A 14,262-nucleotide genomic window follows, 5' to 3' on the forward strand; every position below is an offset into this window, starting at 1 on the left:
GTTTCGAATTTTTCTATGCGTTAAAAACCGTGGTTTTTTATCGTTATTTAACGCCTTTATCTTATTGACTAACTGGTAATCTCAGCTACGTAAAAAATCATCCAGGGGATCAGAATGTCGGCAATACAGGGGATTGAAGGGGTCATCAGCCAGTTACAGGCCACGGCGATGTCAGCAAAAATGCAGGATGTGCAGCCACAACCGACCGTGAGTTTTGCCGGACAACTGCATGCGGCGTTAGACAGGATCAGCGATGTGCAAACCGCGTCCCGTACGCAGGCTGAGAAATTTACCCTGGGTGAGCCGGGTATTGCGTTAAATGATGTGATGACCGATATGCAAAAAGCGTCGGTATCGATGCAGATGGGTATTCAGGTGCGTAATAAACTGGTGTCGGCCTATCAGGAAGTGATGTCGATGCAGGTGTAGGGACAACGTGCAGAGAATGTTTGCCGGATAAGCGCAGTGCCATCCGGCAACCAGTTACTTCTGAATCAAATAGCGGATCGTTGGGCCATCCTGCTGAATATCCAGCACCGTATAGCCGTGATTACGCGCATCCAGTGGAATATTGTTGATTGACTGCGGGCAATCGCTCACCACTTCCAGAATTTCACCTTTCTTTAATTGCGGCATCGCTTCCAGCGTGGCTACAGCCGGATATGGACACGGTTCGCCGACCATATCGAGGCGATAATCAGGCACGATATTTTTCATACAGACTCCTTGGCAGGCGTCAGCCCTGCGCGACGGAAGAAACGTTTTTCCCAGCCAATAATCAGCATCAGCGCGGCAAACAACAGCAGATAGGTCACCAGCAGACCGCCGAGCGGACCGAAGGTGTTGAGCAGATTCACTTTGTCCCAGTTGGTGGCAAGCGCGGGAGCAAAATCATCCCAGTAGTAGGCCAGAATGGTCGAGCCAATAACGTTGCCCAGACCAACCCACCAGTAATGCACCTGGCCTTCAACGGCGCGGTACATCCAGCCGGTTTCACATCCGCCCGCTAAAACGATGCCAAAGCCGAACAGCAAACCGCCGATCACCGCATTTGGACCCGCCCACATGATTTTAGGCTCGACGCCCAGTTGCACGTAGCTAAAGATACCGATGGCGCTGACCGCCATCCCGAAGATGATCGCTTTTGCCATATGGGTGCGACCGGAAATCCACAGGTCGCGGAAGGCGGAGGTGAAGCAGATTTGCGCCCGTTCAATCAGCAGACCAAACCCAACGCCGAACAGCATCGCCAGACCGAGCTTGGGTTTATCCATCGCGGTGAGTAGCGCCCAGCCGATCATGCCGATAAACACCAGCATGCCCAGGCGGAAACGGCGACGGGCCTGATCCGGCTTTTGCGTCAACGGCGAAGCGGCGGAGACTTTCTGCATTTTGACCGGAATACGAAATATTGGCAGCAGGGTAAAGCGTGCACCAAACCAGGAGCCAATGGCCGTGGCCAGCGCAAAAAACCAGGCGTGTAGTGAGAACTGCGGAATGCCGGTGAAGAATGCGGCCAGGTTACAGCCCATTGCCAGCCGTGCGCCGAATCCGGCGATTGCCCCGCCGACTATCGCCTGCATAATGCGCACCCGACTGCGCGGCATGCGTAACTTGACGTTGTTGGCCCACAGTGCGGCAGCAAAACAGCCGCCGAACATACCGAGGATCATCATGCCGTCGATGCGGGTCAGGGGCGAGCCTTCGAGATGGATCAGCTTGTAGTATCCCCACTCTTCGGCGTGTACACCAAACAGTTGCAGGATTTGACCACCCCAACGGGTGAATTCGCCGGTAACGGCCCAGAAGGTTCCCGTAATGCCGAAATAGTAAGTGGAGAGAATACCCGCTGCGATGACCGCAGGGGCGGGGGCCCAAAATTTAATCAACCAGGCCTGTTTGAAGTGTTGCCATGACATGCGTTGTGCCTCTGAACTCAGAAGGTATGTAACAAGAAGTGTGGATACTACACCGTTCAGAATTTTTGACTATGAGTAATAAGAGGTAACACCGTCTGGATCAATCTTTCTCAACGCTGCCGAAAGGCTGGCGACATCAGGCCTTTAATGCCACAATCCCATTTTCTTCGCATGCAGGATGAATGATGAAAAAATTAGCAATCGTTGGTGTATTTCTGGCGCTTACCGGATGCGCCGAAGTAGAAAATTATAACGACGTGGTGAAAACGCCAGCGCCAGCCGGTCTGGAAGGATACTGGCAGTCAAAAGGTCCGCAACGCAGTCTGGTCAGCCCGGAAGCGATTGCCAGCCTGGTGATAACGAAAGAGGGCGATACGCTGGATTGTCGCCAGTGGCAGCGGGTGATCGCGCTGCCGGGGAAACTGACGATGCTCTCTGGCGATCTCACCAACGTGACGGTGAAACGCGAGCTGTACGAGATTGAGCGCGAAGGCAATACGCTGGAATATGACGGTATGACGCTGCAGCGGGTGGATCGCCCGACGCAGGAATGTGCTGACGCGTTAAAGAAAACGCCGCTGGCCACACCGCTGCCATAAGCCGTACGCCCCGGTAACCATCGGTCACCGGGGTTGAGCTTTACAACACGTCTTCAATCACCCACACGCTGACGCTCCCGCCGTTACAGAAAAACGTCGCTTCACCGTTTTCATCGGTGACCACGCTTTCTTCACGATTCCCCAGATAGTCCCGCCAGGTTTTATTGCCATAATTGGCGCCGAGATTGATGGTCTTTTCCCCGTCATCACCGTTTGACAACACCACCACACAGCCGGGATCCTCATCCGTACCGCTGCGGCTAAAAGCGATACAGTTGGGGTGATCGAAAAAGAGCGTCTGTACCCCGTGCGCAAAGCGCTGGCGCGCGAGGATCAGTTCATCAAGCTGTTCAATGATCGGCATGTCGATAGGATAGGTTTCGCCATCGCCACCGGTGTCTTCGTAATGCGCTCCGTAGAGGTCAGGGTAAAACACCGACGGTACACCGTTTTCGCGTAACAGGATCAGCGCATAGGCCAGCGGCTTAAACCACGGCTCGACGGGAGCTTCGAGAGCCTGCAAGGGTTGGGTGTCGTGATTGGCCACCAGCGTGACGGCATGAAAAGGATCGGCCTCCACCAGAGTGTCGGTGAAAATTTGGCTCATGTCGTAATCGCGGCCCTGACGGGAGGCCTCGTGGAATTTCATCTGCAAAGGGGCGTCGAACAGCATGGTTTTCCCCTCCACCTGATTAATGTAGGTTTGCAGCTTGTCGACTTCATGGGACCAGTATTCCGCCACAATAAACAGCGGCTTGGGTGCAACCTCCTGCACGTGCTCAATCCACTCTTTGTAAAACCATGCCGGAATATGTTTCACGGCATCTAAACGAAAGCCGTCGCACTGGGTTTGCTCCATTACCCAACGCGCCCAGTATTTGAGCTCCTCAGTCACCGCGTGATTGCGAAAATCGATGTTTTCGCCCATCAAATAATCAAAATTACCCAACTCATCATCAACCTGATCGTTCCAGCCTTCGCCAGTGTAGTCGTTAACGATTTTAAAAATGCCGTCTTCGGTTGGGTTCTCGATATGGTCAATGCCGCTGAAGCATTTAAAATCCCAAATGAATTGCGAGTACTGGCCAGCGCGGGCAGGGAAGGTGTAGCGCGTCCAGCCCTCGCACTCGACAATCTCATCATCTATTTGCGTGCGATCCTCGGCGTTAACGCGCTGGACGCGGATCTTTTCTTTCTCATCAGCACCCATTTTGTGGTTAACCACCACGTCGAGCAGCACGGCAATATCATTGTGTTTCAGTGCGTCAATCGCCGCCAGCAGCTGGTTTTTATCACCGTATTTGGTGGCGACGGTTCCCTTTTGGTCGAATTCGCCCAAGTCAAACAGATCGTAGGAGTCATAGCCAACGGAATAGCCGCCGGACGCGCCTTTATAGGCGGGGGGCAGCCAAACCATATTGATGCCGATATCATTGAGTCCACCTGCGCGTTCGGCAAGCTCGGGCCAGAGTTGACCGCCATCAGGGTAATACCAGTGGAAGTACTGCAATAACGTGGGATTTTTCATCTTCCGTGCTCCAGAAGTCGTTTGGCCGACCTCTGGAGTATGGAAGATAATTCAGACGAGACGGGAAATTATTGTGGCGAGGTGGGGGCGTCGGGTACCAGCAGCATACCGGAAAGACGACCATAGGCGTTATTCAGCGTCTTTTGGCGTGTCGACTGACCGATGAGATTACTGAGTTCATCCAGACGCTGCTGCAACAACGTTTTAAGTAATTGTTCGTTATCCAGCGTCTGTTTAATATACCCGGCCACTAAGTCCTGAATACTTCGCGTAATGCCCGGTGGAGTTTGCTCTTCCATGACCACTTCAATACTTTGCAGATAGGTAACTTCCTGTTCCAGTAAAAGGTCCCATTCACCGCGCTGCGCCAGTTCCAGCAGCGAGTGACTGAGTAGCGCGATGCGCTGCCAACGGTTGATAAACTCCACGGCTGAGGTCATTAACGAGACTCCTGGGACGACGCTTTCGGTGAGATCTGTTTCCAGGCATCTGCAATGTTGCCGAGTAACTCTTCGACTTCTTCAATGGCCTGACAATCATTACGCAAGTTAGCTTGCAGTAAACGGCGGATCATATAGTCATACAGCGAGGACAGGTTGGTGGCGATTTCACCGCCATTCTCCTGATCCAGACCTGCTTTCAGACCATTGTCGATAATGTTAATGGCTTTGCTTAAGGCCTCGCCTTTGGCGACGATATCACCCTGTTGCATAAACAGGCGAGCGCGCACGAGGGCGCTATTTGCGCCATCAAACAACATTTCAATCAGCTGATGCGGATTGGCGCTCATTACGCCACTCTCTATGCTGACCTGTGCATAGGCTTTGGTACCGCTCGCGGTATACATACTTACCTCGTGTTATCAGGATTTATTCATCGCCGTAAATTGTTGGCTCAGATAGTTACTGGTGTTGTTGAGCTTGCTCATCATGGTGTCTAACTGCGTAAACTGTGCCGTGTAACGCGCCACGGTGTCATCAATACTGGCGCTGACAGACAGATACTGTTTAGTCAGTTTTTTCAGCGTTGAGTTAATACTGTCTTGTGCGCTGTCGATAATACCGTCATCAGCCAGGTAGCTTTTTACTTCGGTGGCAATTTTGGTGGTAATACCGGTTTCTTTACCATCGCCAACTAACAGTTCACGCACGGAGGCTGTATTTTCGTTCAGGACTTTTTTCAGCTTATCATCGTCAATTTTTAGCTTGCCGGTTGCGCCGTCCTGCTTAATACCAATTTCATTTAATGTTTTAAAAGCGCCATCACTGGCACCGTTGGCAAATTGTGCACGAATTCCACTTTGAATCGTACGAACAACACTGTCACCAAGCAGCGCTCCGTTATTTTTGTCTTGCGCTTCAGCACCCGGATCAACTTCTTTATATTTGGTCAGCGTATTAAAGGTGTCGATAAGGGAATTATATGAATCGACCCAGCCTTTAATGGCTTCGGTTGCTTTGTCGTTATTCTTTGTTACCGTGACTCGAACGTCAGTGACTTTTTTGGTCAGATCGAGTACTACGCCCTGAGGAGCATCGGTAATTTTATTACTGGAACGTTCAATATCGATACCATTTACGGTTAACTTCGCATTTTGAGCGTTAACCTGTTCCTTCATATTCCCGGTACCGGTTTCGCTGTCATACGCCAGCAGGTCATTTAGCTTGCTGTCTCCCTCAACGGAGATAGTCATTTTATTGGCTTCGCCTTCACTGGCAGTCAGTACCAATTGGTAGTCGCCATCTTTAACCTTAACGATGCTGGCCGAAATTCCGCTATCGGCATCGTTTATCGCTTTGCTGATCTCATCCAGTGAGGTCTGGTCTTTATTCAGCTTAATTTCCAGTGGCTCTTTACGGCCGTCCTGCGCAATTTTTATGGTGCGTGTTTCTGCTGAACTGTCACCCAGCGCGTCTTTTGTTGACGCAATCTTAGTTGCTGAATTGGTTCTTAAAGATTGCGCTTGTGCCAGTTGGGTGACGCTAATGGTATAGATACCCGGTGCCGCCCCCGCTTCGGTGGTCACTTTCAGATCTTCACTGCTGCTGGTAACTGTTGTGCTTTTGAACAGATCGGCTTTATTTAACGCTGTGTTCGCAGTCTGAAATTTTTCCAGTGCACTTTTTAATGTGCCGTAGGCGGTCAGACGCGCGGTATTATCGCTTTGTTGTTGAGTGATTGGGTTTAAGCGTTTTTTTTCCGCGATAGTCAGGTTGTTCAGCAACGTATCCAGCGGCAGATTTGACCCGACGCCAAGAGAAGTAAATGAAGCCATGCCTAATTCCTTTTGATTGCAAACAGTAGCTAAGCGGGTTATCGGCAATCTGCGCGCAAAGTTTAATGATAGTTTTGTAAAAATAATGCGCAGAATAGTGGGGCATATTGCGGGTATTTCTGGGGCTAAGAAAAAAGAGGGCGGAAAGTAAAAATTTTCTAAAGTTCGAAATTAAGGTGCCGATACATGGGTTACGGTGAGAAACCGTGGGCAACAGCCCAATAACATCAAGTTGTAATTGATAAGGAAAAGATCATGGCACAAGTCATCAATACAAACAGCCTGTCGCTGTTGACCCAGAACAACCTGAACAAATCTCAGTCTTCCTTGAGCTCCGCTATCGAGCGTCTGTCTTCCGGTCTGCGTATCAACAGCGCCAAAGACGATGCTGCTGGTCAGGCGATCGCTAACCGTTTCACTGCCAACGTTAAAGGCCTGACTCAGGCTTCCCGTAACGCCAACGACGGTATCTCCATCGCGCAGACCACTGAAGGTGCACTGTCCGAAATCAACAACAACCTGCAGCGTGTACGTGAACTGTCCGTTCAGGCAACCAACGGCACCAACTCCCAGTCTGACCTGGACTCCATCCAGAACGAAATCACCCAACGTCTGAGCGAAATTGACCGTGTTTCCGGTCAGACTCAGTTTAACGGCGTGAAAGTACTGGCGTCCGACAGCTCCATGAAAATTCAGGTTGGCGCGAACGACGGCGAAACCATCACCATCGACCTGAAAGAAATTACTTCCTCTACGTTGGGTTTGACTGGTTTCAACGTGAACGGTAAAGGTGAAGTGGATAACAAAGCGGCGACTGCCGACAGCCTGACCCTGGCTGGCTTTACTAAGGGGGGGGCTGTTAACGCAGACGGCAGTACCACCTATAGCAAAGAAGTTCCTAATGACGCAGCAAAAGCAGCTGATGTATTAGCCACAGCTAAAAAAGATAGCACTGTAGATTTCGCAGGAACTAATACTGGTCTTGGTGTGGCTGCTAAAGCCCAATATGCCTACAATGCAGACACAAAATCATATAGCTTCGATGCTGATAATGTAACAAATGCCAATGCTCTTAATTACTTAGCCCCTAAAGCTGGTGATTCTTTTAGTGCAAAAGTTTCTATTGGCAACAAAACTGTAGACGTCCAAATTGGTAAAGATGGTGTTGTAAAAGCAAAAGATGGCAGTGACCTCTTTATTGATCTTCAAGGTAACCTCACCCAGACCAAAGCAAGTGGTACAGAGACGCCTGCTACATGGGATGCATTGATTGCTAACAGCGATAAAAGTGACGCTGCTAACCTGAAGAAAGTAGCAACGACTATTACTACTGATGCAGGTGTTGTTATTAAATCTGCTGGTGGTGACGCTGCTACAAATACCCAAATTGCTGGTGGTGCCCCTACTGCAGCAACTACTTCAGTAAATATTGAAAAAGCGACTATTAGTGCTGCAGAACTTTCCAAAGCAGTAGGTACAGACGACTTTACTTTAACTACTGATAAAGAAGAGTTTACTGTAGCTGGTGGTGTTGTTACATACGACAATGACAATACTACTGGACCAGCGGCAGCGGCAGCCTTTGTGGGTCAGGACGGTAAAATTACTACCACTGATAAAGAAATTGTGAACTACTTTGCTCATGCAAATGGCGCAGTAACAAATGGTACTGGCTCAACTATTTACCAGACTGCTGATGGGAAGATGACGACTGAAGCGAAAACCAAATCTGAGGCGACTGAGGATCCGCTGAAAGCGCTGGATAATGCTTTGGCTAAAGTTGACGCTCTGCGTTCAGACCTGGGTGCGGTACAGAACCGTTTCGATTCTACCATCACCAACTTGGGCAACACTGTTAACAACCTGACTTCTGCCCGTAGCCGTATCGAAGATGCTGACTACGCGACCGAAGTGTCTAACATGTCTCGTGCTCAGATCCTGCAACAGGCGGGTACTTCTGTTCTGGCGCAGGCTAACCAGACTACGCAGAACGTTCTGTCTCTGCTGCGTTAATTTACGCTTATCGCGCAAACCCCGCTCCGGCGGGGTTTTTTATATTTAGCTTTACCCGTAACCCCTAAATAACCCCCCATTTCACCCACTATTCACCCGATTAAAACCCCTGCAGAAACGGATAATCATGCCGATAACTCATTTAACGCAGGGCTGTTTATCGTGAATTCACTGTATACCGCTGAAGGTGTAATGGATAAACACTCGCTGTGGCAGCGTTATGTACCGTTGGTGCGTCACGAAGCATTGCGCCTTCAGGTGCGTTTGCCGGCGAGCGTAGAACTGGATGACCTGCTACAAGCGGGCGGCATCGGGTTATTGAATGCCGTTGACCGATATGACGCTTTGCAAGGAACGGCATTTACCACTTACGCAGTGCAGCGTATTCGTGGAGCTATGCTGGACGAACTACGTAGCCGGGATTGGGTGCCGCGTAGCGTTCGGCGCAATGCTCGCGAAGTGGCACAGGCGATGGGACAACTGGAGCAGGAATTAGGGCGCAACGCGACGGAAACCGAAGTGGCGGAGCGTCTGGCTATTCCTGTGCAAGAGTATCGTCAGATGTTGCTCGATACCAATAACAGCCAACTCTTCTCTTATGACGAGTGGCGGGAAGAGCATGGCGATAGTATCGAGCTGGTGACGGAAGAACATCAGCAGGAAAACCCGTTACAACAGCTTCTTGAGGGTAACCTCCGCCAGCGCGTGATGGACGCGATCGAGGCGTTACCGGAGCGCGAAAAGCTGGTGTTAACGCTGTACTACCAGGAAGAGCTGAATCTGAAAGAGATTGGCGCGGTACTGGAAGTCGGGGAATCACGGGTCAGCCAGTTGCACAGTCAGGCCATCAAACGTCTACGCACCAAGCTGGGTAAGCTATAGGGGTAATCATTACCCCTGAACAATGCCGCATTACGAATTGACTACCAGGAGTTCTCATGACGGTGCAGCAATCAAAAAGACGGCCTCTAAGCCGCTACCTCAAAGATTTCAAACACAGCCAGACGCATTGCGCCCATTGCTTTAAGTTGCTCGACCGGATCACGCTGGTTCGTCGCGGGCAAATTGTGAATAAAATCGCCATCGCCCGGCTGGACACTTTGTTGGATGAAGCCGAGTGGGAGCAGGAGAAAAAAGAGTGGGTGGCACTGTGTCGTTTTTGCGGTGATTTGCATTGCAAAGAGCAGAGCGACTTTTTCGACATTATCGGTTTTAAACAGTTTTTATTTGAGCAGACCGAAATGAGTCACGGCACGGTACGTGAATACGTTGTCCGCCTGCGTCGCCTCGGGAATCACCTGACAGAACAAAATATCTCTCATGACCTGCTGCAGGAAGGGTTCCTCGACGAAAACCTTGCCCCGTGGCTACCGGAAACCAGCACCAACAATTACCGCATCGCCTTACGTAAGTATGAGCAGTTCAAAGCCCATACCCATATGGGACATATGCAGAAATCCTCCTGGACAGCCAGTTCTGATATATATTAAAAACGAATAAGGTGTAACAGAGTCGTGTTTGTGGAACACAGCAAACGCTTTACACTATGCTCATAAATAGCAGTCACTAATGACAATATTCGGGGTAACTATGAAATTAGCACTTCTGGGACGTCAGGCTCTGATGGGTGTAATGGCTGTTGCACTTGTCGCTGGAATGAGCGTAAAGACTTATGCAGATGAAGGTCTGTTAAATAAAGTTAAAGAGCGTGGCACGCTGCTGGTGGGCCTGGAAGGGACCTATCCCCCGTTTAGTTTTCAGGGCGATGACGGCAAGCTGACCGGTTTCGAAGTGGAGTTTGCTGAGGAACTGGCCAAGCACCTTGGGGTGAAAGCTAACCTGAAGCCGACCAAGTGGGACGGTATGCTGGCCTCTCTTGATTCCAAGCGCATTGATGTGGTCATCAACCAGGTGACCATCTCTGACGAACGTCAGAAAAAATACGATTTCTCTACCCCGTATACGGTTTCTGGTATTCAGGCGCTGGTGAAGAAAGGTAATGAAGGCGTTATTAAGACCGCTGCCGATCTGAAAGGTAAAAAAGTCGGCGTTGGTCTGGGCACCAACTATGAAGAGTGGCTGCGCCAGAACGTGCAGGGCGTGGATATTCGTACCTATGATGATGACCCGACCAAATACCAGGATCTGCGTGTAGGTCGTATCGACGCCATTCTGGTTGACCGTCTGGCGGCGCTGGATCTGGTCAAGAAAACCAAGGATACGCTGGCTGTAACCGGTGAAGCATTCTCCCGCCAGGAGTCCGGCGTGGCGCTGCGCAAAGGCAATGAAGATCTGCTGAAAGCGGTTGATGCGGCCATTGCTGAAATGCAGAAAGACGGTACGCTGAAAGCCCTTTCTGAAAAATGGTTTGGAGCGGATGTGACGAAATAATCGGCATCCGATGAAAAAAGGCGCCTTTAACAGCGCCTTTTTTTATTTCATTGCGCCTGAGCGTGCATAATAAAAAGAACATCACAACAACGAATACCGGAGGCTGTATGCCGCTGCATAACTTAACGCGCTTTCCACGTCTGGAATTTATTGGCGCGCCAACGCCGCTCGAATATCTTCCACGCTTCTCCGACTACCTTGGGCGCGATATTTTCATCAAACGCGATGACGTCACGCCGATGGCCTTGGGCGGCAATAAGCTGCGTAAGCTGGAGTTCCTTGCCGCAGACGCGCTGCGTGAAGGTGCTGATACGCTGATAACCGCGGGTGCCATCCAGTCTAACCACGTTCGTCAGACGGCGGCGGTAGCAGCTAAACTTGGCCTGCACTGCGTGGCGCTGTTGGAAAATCCGATAGGCACTACTGCGGAAAACTATCTCACCAACGGCAACCGTCTGCTGCTGGACCTGTTTAATACGCAAATCGAAATGTGCGATGCGCTGACCGACCCGAATGCGCAACTTCAGGAACTGGCAACGCGCATTGAAGCACAGGGGTTCCGCCCGTATGTGATCCCCGTTGGGGGCTCTAACGCGTTGGGCGCATTGGGATATGTGGAAAGCGCGCTGGAAATCGCCCAGCAGTGTGAAGGGGCCGTTGCGCTTTCTTCCGTAGTAGTGGCATCGGGTAGTGCGGGAACGCATGCCGGACTGGCCGTGGGTCTGGAACAACTGATGCCAGACGTCGAACTTATCGGCGTGACTGTCTCGCGCAGCGTGGCGGATCAAAAACCCAAAGTTGTTACGCTGCAGCAGGATATTGCCCGAGAACTGGAACTGACGGCCTCCGCGGATATCCTGCTATGGGACGATTATTTTGCGCCAGGCTACGGTACGCCAAACGAAGAGGGCATGGAGGCGGTAAAATTGCTGGCGCGCCTGGAAGGCATTTTGTTGGATCCGGTGTATACCGGTAAGGCGATGGCGGGTTTGATTGACGGTATCAGCCAGAAACGCTTTAAAGACGAAGGGCCAATCCTCTTTATTCATACCGGTGGGGCTCCAGCACTGTTTGCCTACCATCCTCATGTGTAACAACCAGGTCGAAAACGCTAATGCATGAAAGTATCCAACTGGTAATTGATTCTCTACCGTATCTGCTCAAAGGCGCGGTTTTTACGCTGCAACTGAGTATCGGCGGGATGTTTTTTGGCCTCGTGCTGGGGTTTATCCTGGCGCTGATGCGTTTGTCACCGCTGTTGCCTGTGCGCTGGCTGGCGCGTTTTTATATCTCTATTTTTCGCGGAACACCGCTGATTGCCCAGCTGTTCATGATCTATTACGGTCTGCCGCAGTTTGGTATTGAGCTTGATCCCATCCCGGCGGCGATGATTGGCTTGTCGCTGAATACGGCTGCCTACGCTGCGGAAACCCTGCGTGCGGCAATCTCTTCCATCGACAAAGGACAGTGGGAGGCGGGTGCCAGTATTGGTATGACGCGCTGGCAGACCATGCGCCGGGCAATCCTGCCGCAGGCTGCGCGCGTTGCGTTGCCGCCGCTGAGCAACAGCTTTATCAGTCTGGTGAAAGATACTTCTTTGGCCGCCACTATTCAGGTTCCGGAACTGTTCCGTCAGGCGCAGCTGATTACCTCGCGTACGCTGGAAGTCTTTACGATGTATCTGGCGGCCTCGTTGATTTACTGGGTGATGGCGACGGTGCTTTCTGCGCTGCAAAACTATTTTGAAGAACAACTGAATCGCCAGGAGAGAGAGCCGAAATGAGTGCTATCGAAGTCAGAAACCTGGTCAAAAAATTTCATGGGCAAACGGTGCTGCATGGGATCGATCTTGACGTCAAACCTGGTGAAGTAGTCGCGATTATCGGGCCGAGCGGATCGGGCAAAACCACGCTGCTGCGTAGCATTAATTTGCTGGAGCAACCGGAGGCGGGCACCATTAAAGTGGGTGAGATCACCATAGATACCGCGCGTTCGTTGGCCCAGCAGAAAGGCCTGATTCGTCAGTTACGTCAGCACGTCGGTTTTGTTTTCCAGAACTTTAATTTGTTCCCGCATCGGACGGTGCTGGAAAACATTATTGAAGGGCCGGTGATAGTCAAAGGTGAACCAAAAGCTGAAGCGACAGCTCGTGCGCGTGAATTGCTGGCGAAAGTTGGGCTGGCAGGTAAAGAAACCAGCTATCCGCGGCGTTTATCGGGCGGACAGCAGCAGCGAGTAGCGATTGCCCGAGCGCTGGCGATGCGACCTGAGGTTATTCTTTTTGATGAGCCGACCTCTGCGCTTGATCCTGAACTGGTTGGCGAGGTACTTAATACCATCCGCCAACTGGCGCAGGAAAAACGCACCATGGTGATTGTGACGCATGAAATGAGCTTTGCTCGCGATGTTGCCGATAGAGCGATATTTATGGATCAAGGACGGATAGTTGAGCAGGGACCCGCAAAATCCTTATTCACGCATCCCCAGCAGCCGCGTACCCGTCAGTTTCTTGAAAAGTTTTTGATGCAATAAATAGTGCGAAGAGCGCTCGCCGGGATTGTTTCTGGTGAGTGCTCTTCGCATAACTATTTATAATTATTGCTTTATTATTAGCATTTGATTCTGTTACTTCCTTCCGCTGTTGAGTAATACTCAAGTAATTGTTCATTTGTCCGATAATTTGCATATATAAAATACATTTATGTGTTAGCTTGTTTCATATGTTTGGATGATTATCAATCTCAGGGGCATTACCACTTAGTATGCAGGATCATGATTTCTTCACCTGGCGACGGAGCATGCTGTTACGCTTTCAGGAAATGGCGGCGGCAGAGGATGTCTATAATGAATTACAGCAACAGACGCAGCACTTAGAGTTTGATTTTTACGCGCTCTGTGTTCGTCATCCGGTACCTTTTACCCGACCTAAAACGTCACTTCATACGACCTATCCCAAAGCATGGGTGGCGCATTATCAGTCCGAAAATTATTTCGCCATTGATCCGGTGCTGAAACCTGAAAACTTCAGTCAGGGGCATTTACCCTGGAACGATACTCTGTTTCGCGATGCGCAACCTTTGTGGGACGCCGCACGCAATCACGGTTTACGCAAAGGGATGACGCAATGCTTAATGTTGCCTAATCGGGCGTTGGGTTTTTTATCGGTATCGCGGGCGAGTATCCGTAATAGTCGCTTTGCAAACGATGAAGTGGAGCTCAGGATGCAGCTTCTGGTACGGGAAAGCCTGTCTGTACTGACGCGGCTGGAAGATGACATGGTTATGGCGCCAGAAATGCGCTTTAGCAAGCGGGAAAAGGAAATATTGAAATGGACGGCCGAGGGCAAGACCTCTTCAGAGATAGCCATCATTCTGTCGATTTCCGAAAATACAGTGAACTTCCACCAGAAGAATATGCAAAAGAAATTCAATGCGCCAAACAAAACGCAGATAGCCTGTTATGCCGCGGCAACCGGGCTTATCTGAGTAAATTATCGTTCTGAGTGTCAGACGCAAAACCGGCTGAGAGCATTGCTAT

General features: G+C 50.6%; 16 protein-coding genes. 10 read left to right on the top strand and 6 right to left on the bottom strand.

What is annotated here, in order from left to right:
* Positions 1-114 precede the first annotated feature (114 nt).
* A complete protein-coding gene (gene fliE, locus OGY37_RS08745) occupies positions 115-429 on the top strand; it encodes a flagellar hook-basal body complex protein FliE (protein WP_125112510.1) in 315 nt (104 codons plus the stop codon).
* A gap of 54 nt (positions 430-483) precedes the next feature.
* Here the strand turns inward: fliE and yedF are convergent, their stop codons facing one another.
* Together yedF and yedE are read right to left on the bottom strand one after the other, a co-directional pair.
* Positions 484-717, bottom strand: coding sequence for a sulfurtransferase-like selenium metabolism protein YedF (yedF, locus tag OGY37_RS08750; protein ID WP_000790504.1), 234 nt, complete (start codon positions 715-717; stop codon positions 484-486).
* Positions 714-1,919 carry a selenium metabolism membrane protein YedE/FdhT gene (gene yedE / locus OGY37_RS08755; protein ID WP_063940428.1) on the bottom strand — a complete coding sequence of 402 codons (1,206 nt, stop codon included), beginning with the start codon at positions 1,917-1,919 and terminating at the stop codon, positions 714-716. Before yedE ends, yedF begins: the two co-directional genes overlap by 4 nt.
* 185 nt (positions 1,920-2,104) lie before the next feature.
* On the opposite strand from yedE, the gene yedD reads away from it, so the two are divergent.
* The gene (gene yedD, locus OGY37_RS08760) at positions 2,105-2,518 is read left to right on the top strand and encodes a lipoprotein YedD (protein ID WP_003030454.1); all 414 of its coding nucleotides are present in this window, start codon (positions 2,105-2,107) and stop codon (positions 2,516-2,518) included.
* Between the two features lie 40 nt (positions 2,519-2,558).
* Here yedD and amyA read toward each other — a convergent pair whose 3' ends face one another.
* The 4 genes from amyA to fliD form a co-directional block, all read right to left on the bottom strand.
* Entirely contained in the window at positions 2,559-4,046 is a 1,488-nt protein-coding gene (gene amyA, locus OGY37_RS08765) for an alpha-amylase (RefSeq protein WP_048216064.1), read from the bottom strand.
* Between the two features lie 68 nt (positions 4,047-4,114).
* Positions 4,115-4,486 (bottom strand): flagella biosynthesis regulatory protein FliT, encoded by a 372-nt coding sequence (fliT, locus tag OGY37_RS08770; RefSeq protein ID WP_008785101.1) that lies wholly within the window; start codon positions 4,484-4,486, stop codon positions 4,115-4,117.
* A complete protein-coding gene (gene fliS, locus OGY37_RS08775) occupies positions 4,486-4,893 on the bottom strand; it encodes a flagellar export chaperone FliS (RefSeq protein ID WP_137397250.1) in 408 nt (135 codons plus the stop codon). Before fliS ends, fliT begins: the two co-directional genes overlap by 1 nt.
* A gap of 15 nt (positions 4,894-4,908) precedes the next feature.
* A complete protein-coding gene (fliD, locus tag OGY37_RS08780) occupies positions 4,909-6,321 on the bottom strand; it encodes a flagellar filament capping protein FliD (RefSeq protein WP_149282119.1) in 1,413 nt (470 codons plus the stop codon).
* A gap of 255 nt (positions 6,322-6,576) precedes the next feature.
* Between fliD and OGY37_RS08785 the strand changes: the two genes are divergently transcribed.
* The 8 genes from OGY37_RS08785 (at position 6,577) to sdiA (ending at position 14,210) form a co-directional block, all read left to right on the top strand.
* Positions 6,577-8,334: a FliC/FljB family flagellin gene (locus OGY37_RS08785; RefSeq protein ID WP_286620587.1), complete on the top strand. Its 1,758-nt coding sequence runs from the start codon at positions 6,577-6,579 to the stop codon at positions 8,332-8,334.
* Positions 8,335-8,496: 162 nt separating this feature from the next.
* Positions 8,497-9,216 carry an RNA polymerase sigma factor FliA gene (gene fliA / locus OGY37_RS08790; RefSeq protein ID WP_016153479.1) on the top strand — a complete coding sequence of 240 codons (720 nt, stop codon included), beginning with the start codon at positions 8,497-8,499 and terminating at the stop codon, positions 9,214-9,216.
* Positions 9,217-9,272: 56 nt separating this feature from the next.
* On the top strand, positions 9,273-9,824 hold the full coding sequence (gene fliZ, locus OGY37_RS08795; RefSeq protein WP_003030467.1) for a flagella biosynthesis regulatory protein FliZ: 552 nt from the start codon (positions 9,273-9,275) through the stop codon (positions 9,822-9,824).
* A gap of 100 nt (positions 9,825-9,924) precedes the next feature.
* Entirely contained in the window at positions 9,925-10,725 is an 801-nt protein-coding gene (tcyJ, locus tag OGY37_RS08800) for a cystine ABC transporter substrate-binding protein (protein ID WP_149282117.1), read from the top strand.
* Between the two features lie 107 nt (positions 10,726-10,832).
* A complete protein-coding gene (dcyD, locus tag OGY37_RS08805) occupies positions 10,833-11,819 on the top strand; it encodes a D-cysteine desulfhydrase (protein ID WP_149282116.1) in 987 nt (328 codons plus the stop codon).
* Between the two features lie 20 nt (positions 11,820-11,839).
* Positions 11,840-12,508 (top strand): cystine ABC transporter permease, encoded by a 669-nt coding sequence (tcyL, locus tag OGY37_RS08810; RefSeq protein WP_003030474.1) that lies wholly within the window; start codon positions 11,840-11,842, stop codon positions 12,506-12,508.
* On the top strand, positions 12,505-13,257 hold the full coding sequence (gene tcyN / locus OGY37_RS08815; protein WP_286620590.1) for an L-cystine ABC transporter ATP-binding protein TcyN: 753 nt from the start codon (positions 12,505-12,507) through the stop codon (positions 13,255-13,257). The genes tcyL and tcyN overlap by 4 nt, the downstream gene beginning before the upstream one ends.
* Before the next feature lie 230 nt (positions 13,258-13,487).
* Entirely contained in the window at positions 13,488-14,210 is a 723-nt protein-coding gene (gene sdiA, locus OGY37_RS08820; protein ID WP_032934487.1) for a quorum-sensing transcriptional regulator SdiA, read from the top strand.
* Positions 14,211-14,262: the final 52 nt, after the last annotated feature.

This window comes from Citrobacter sp. Cpo030 (assembly GCF_030333005.1).
Classification (GTDB): Bacteria; Pseudomonadota; Gammaproteobacteria; order Enterobacterales; family Enterobacteriaceae; genus Citrobacter; species Citrobacter portucalensis.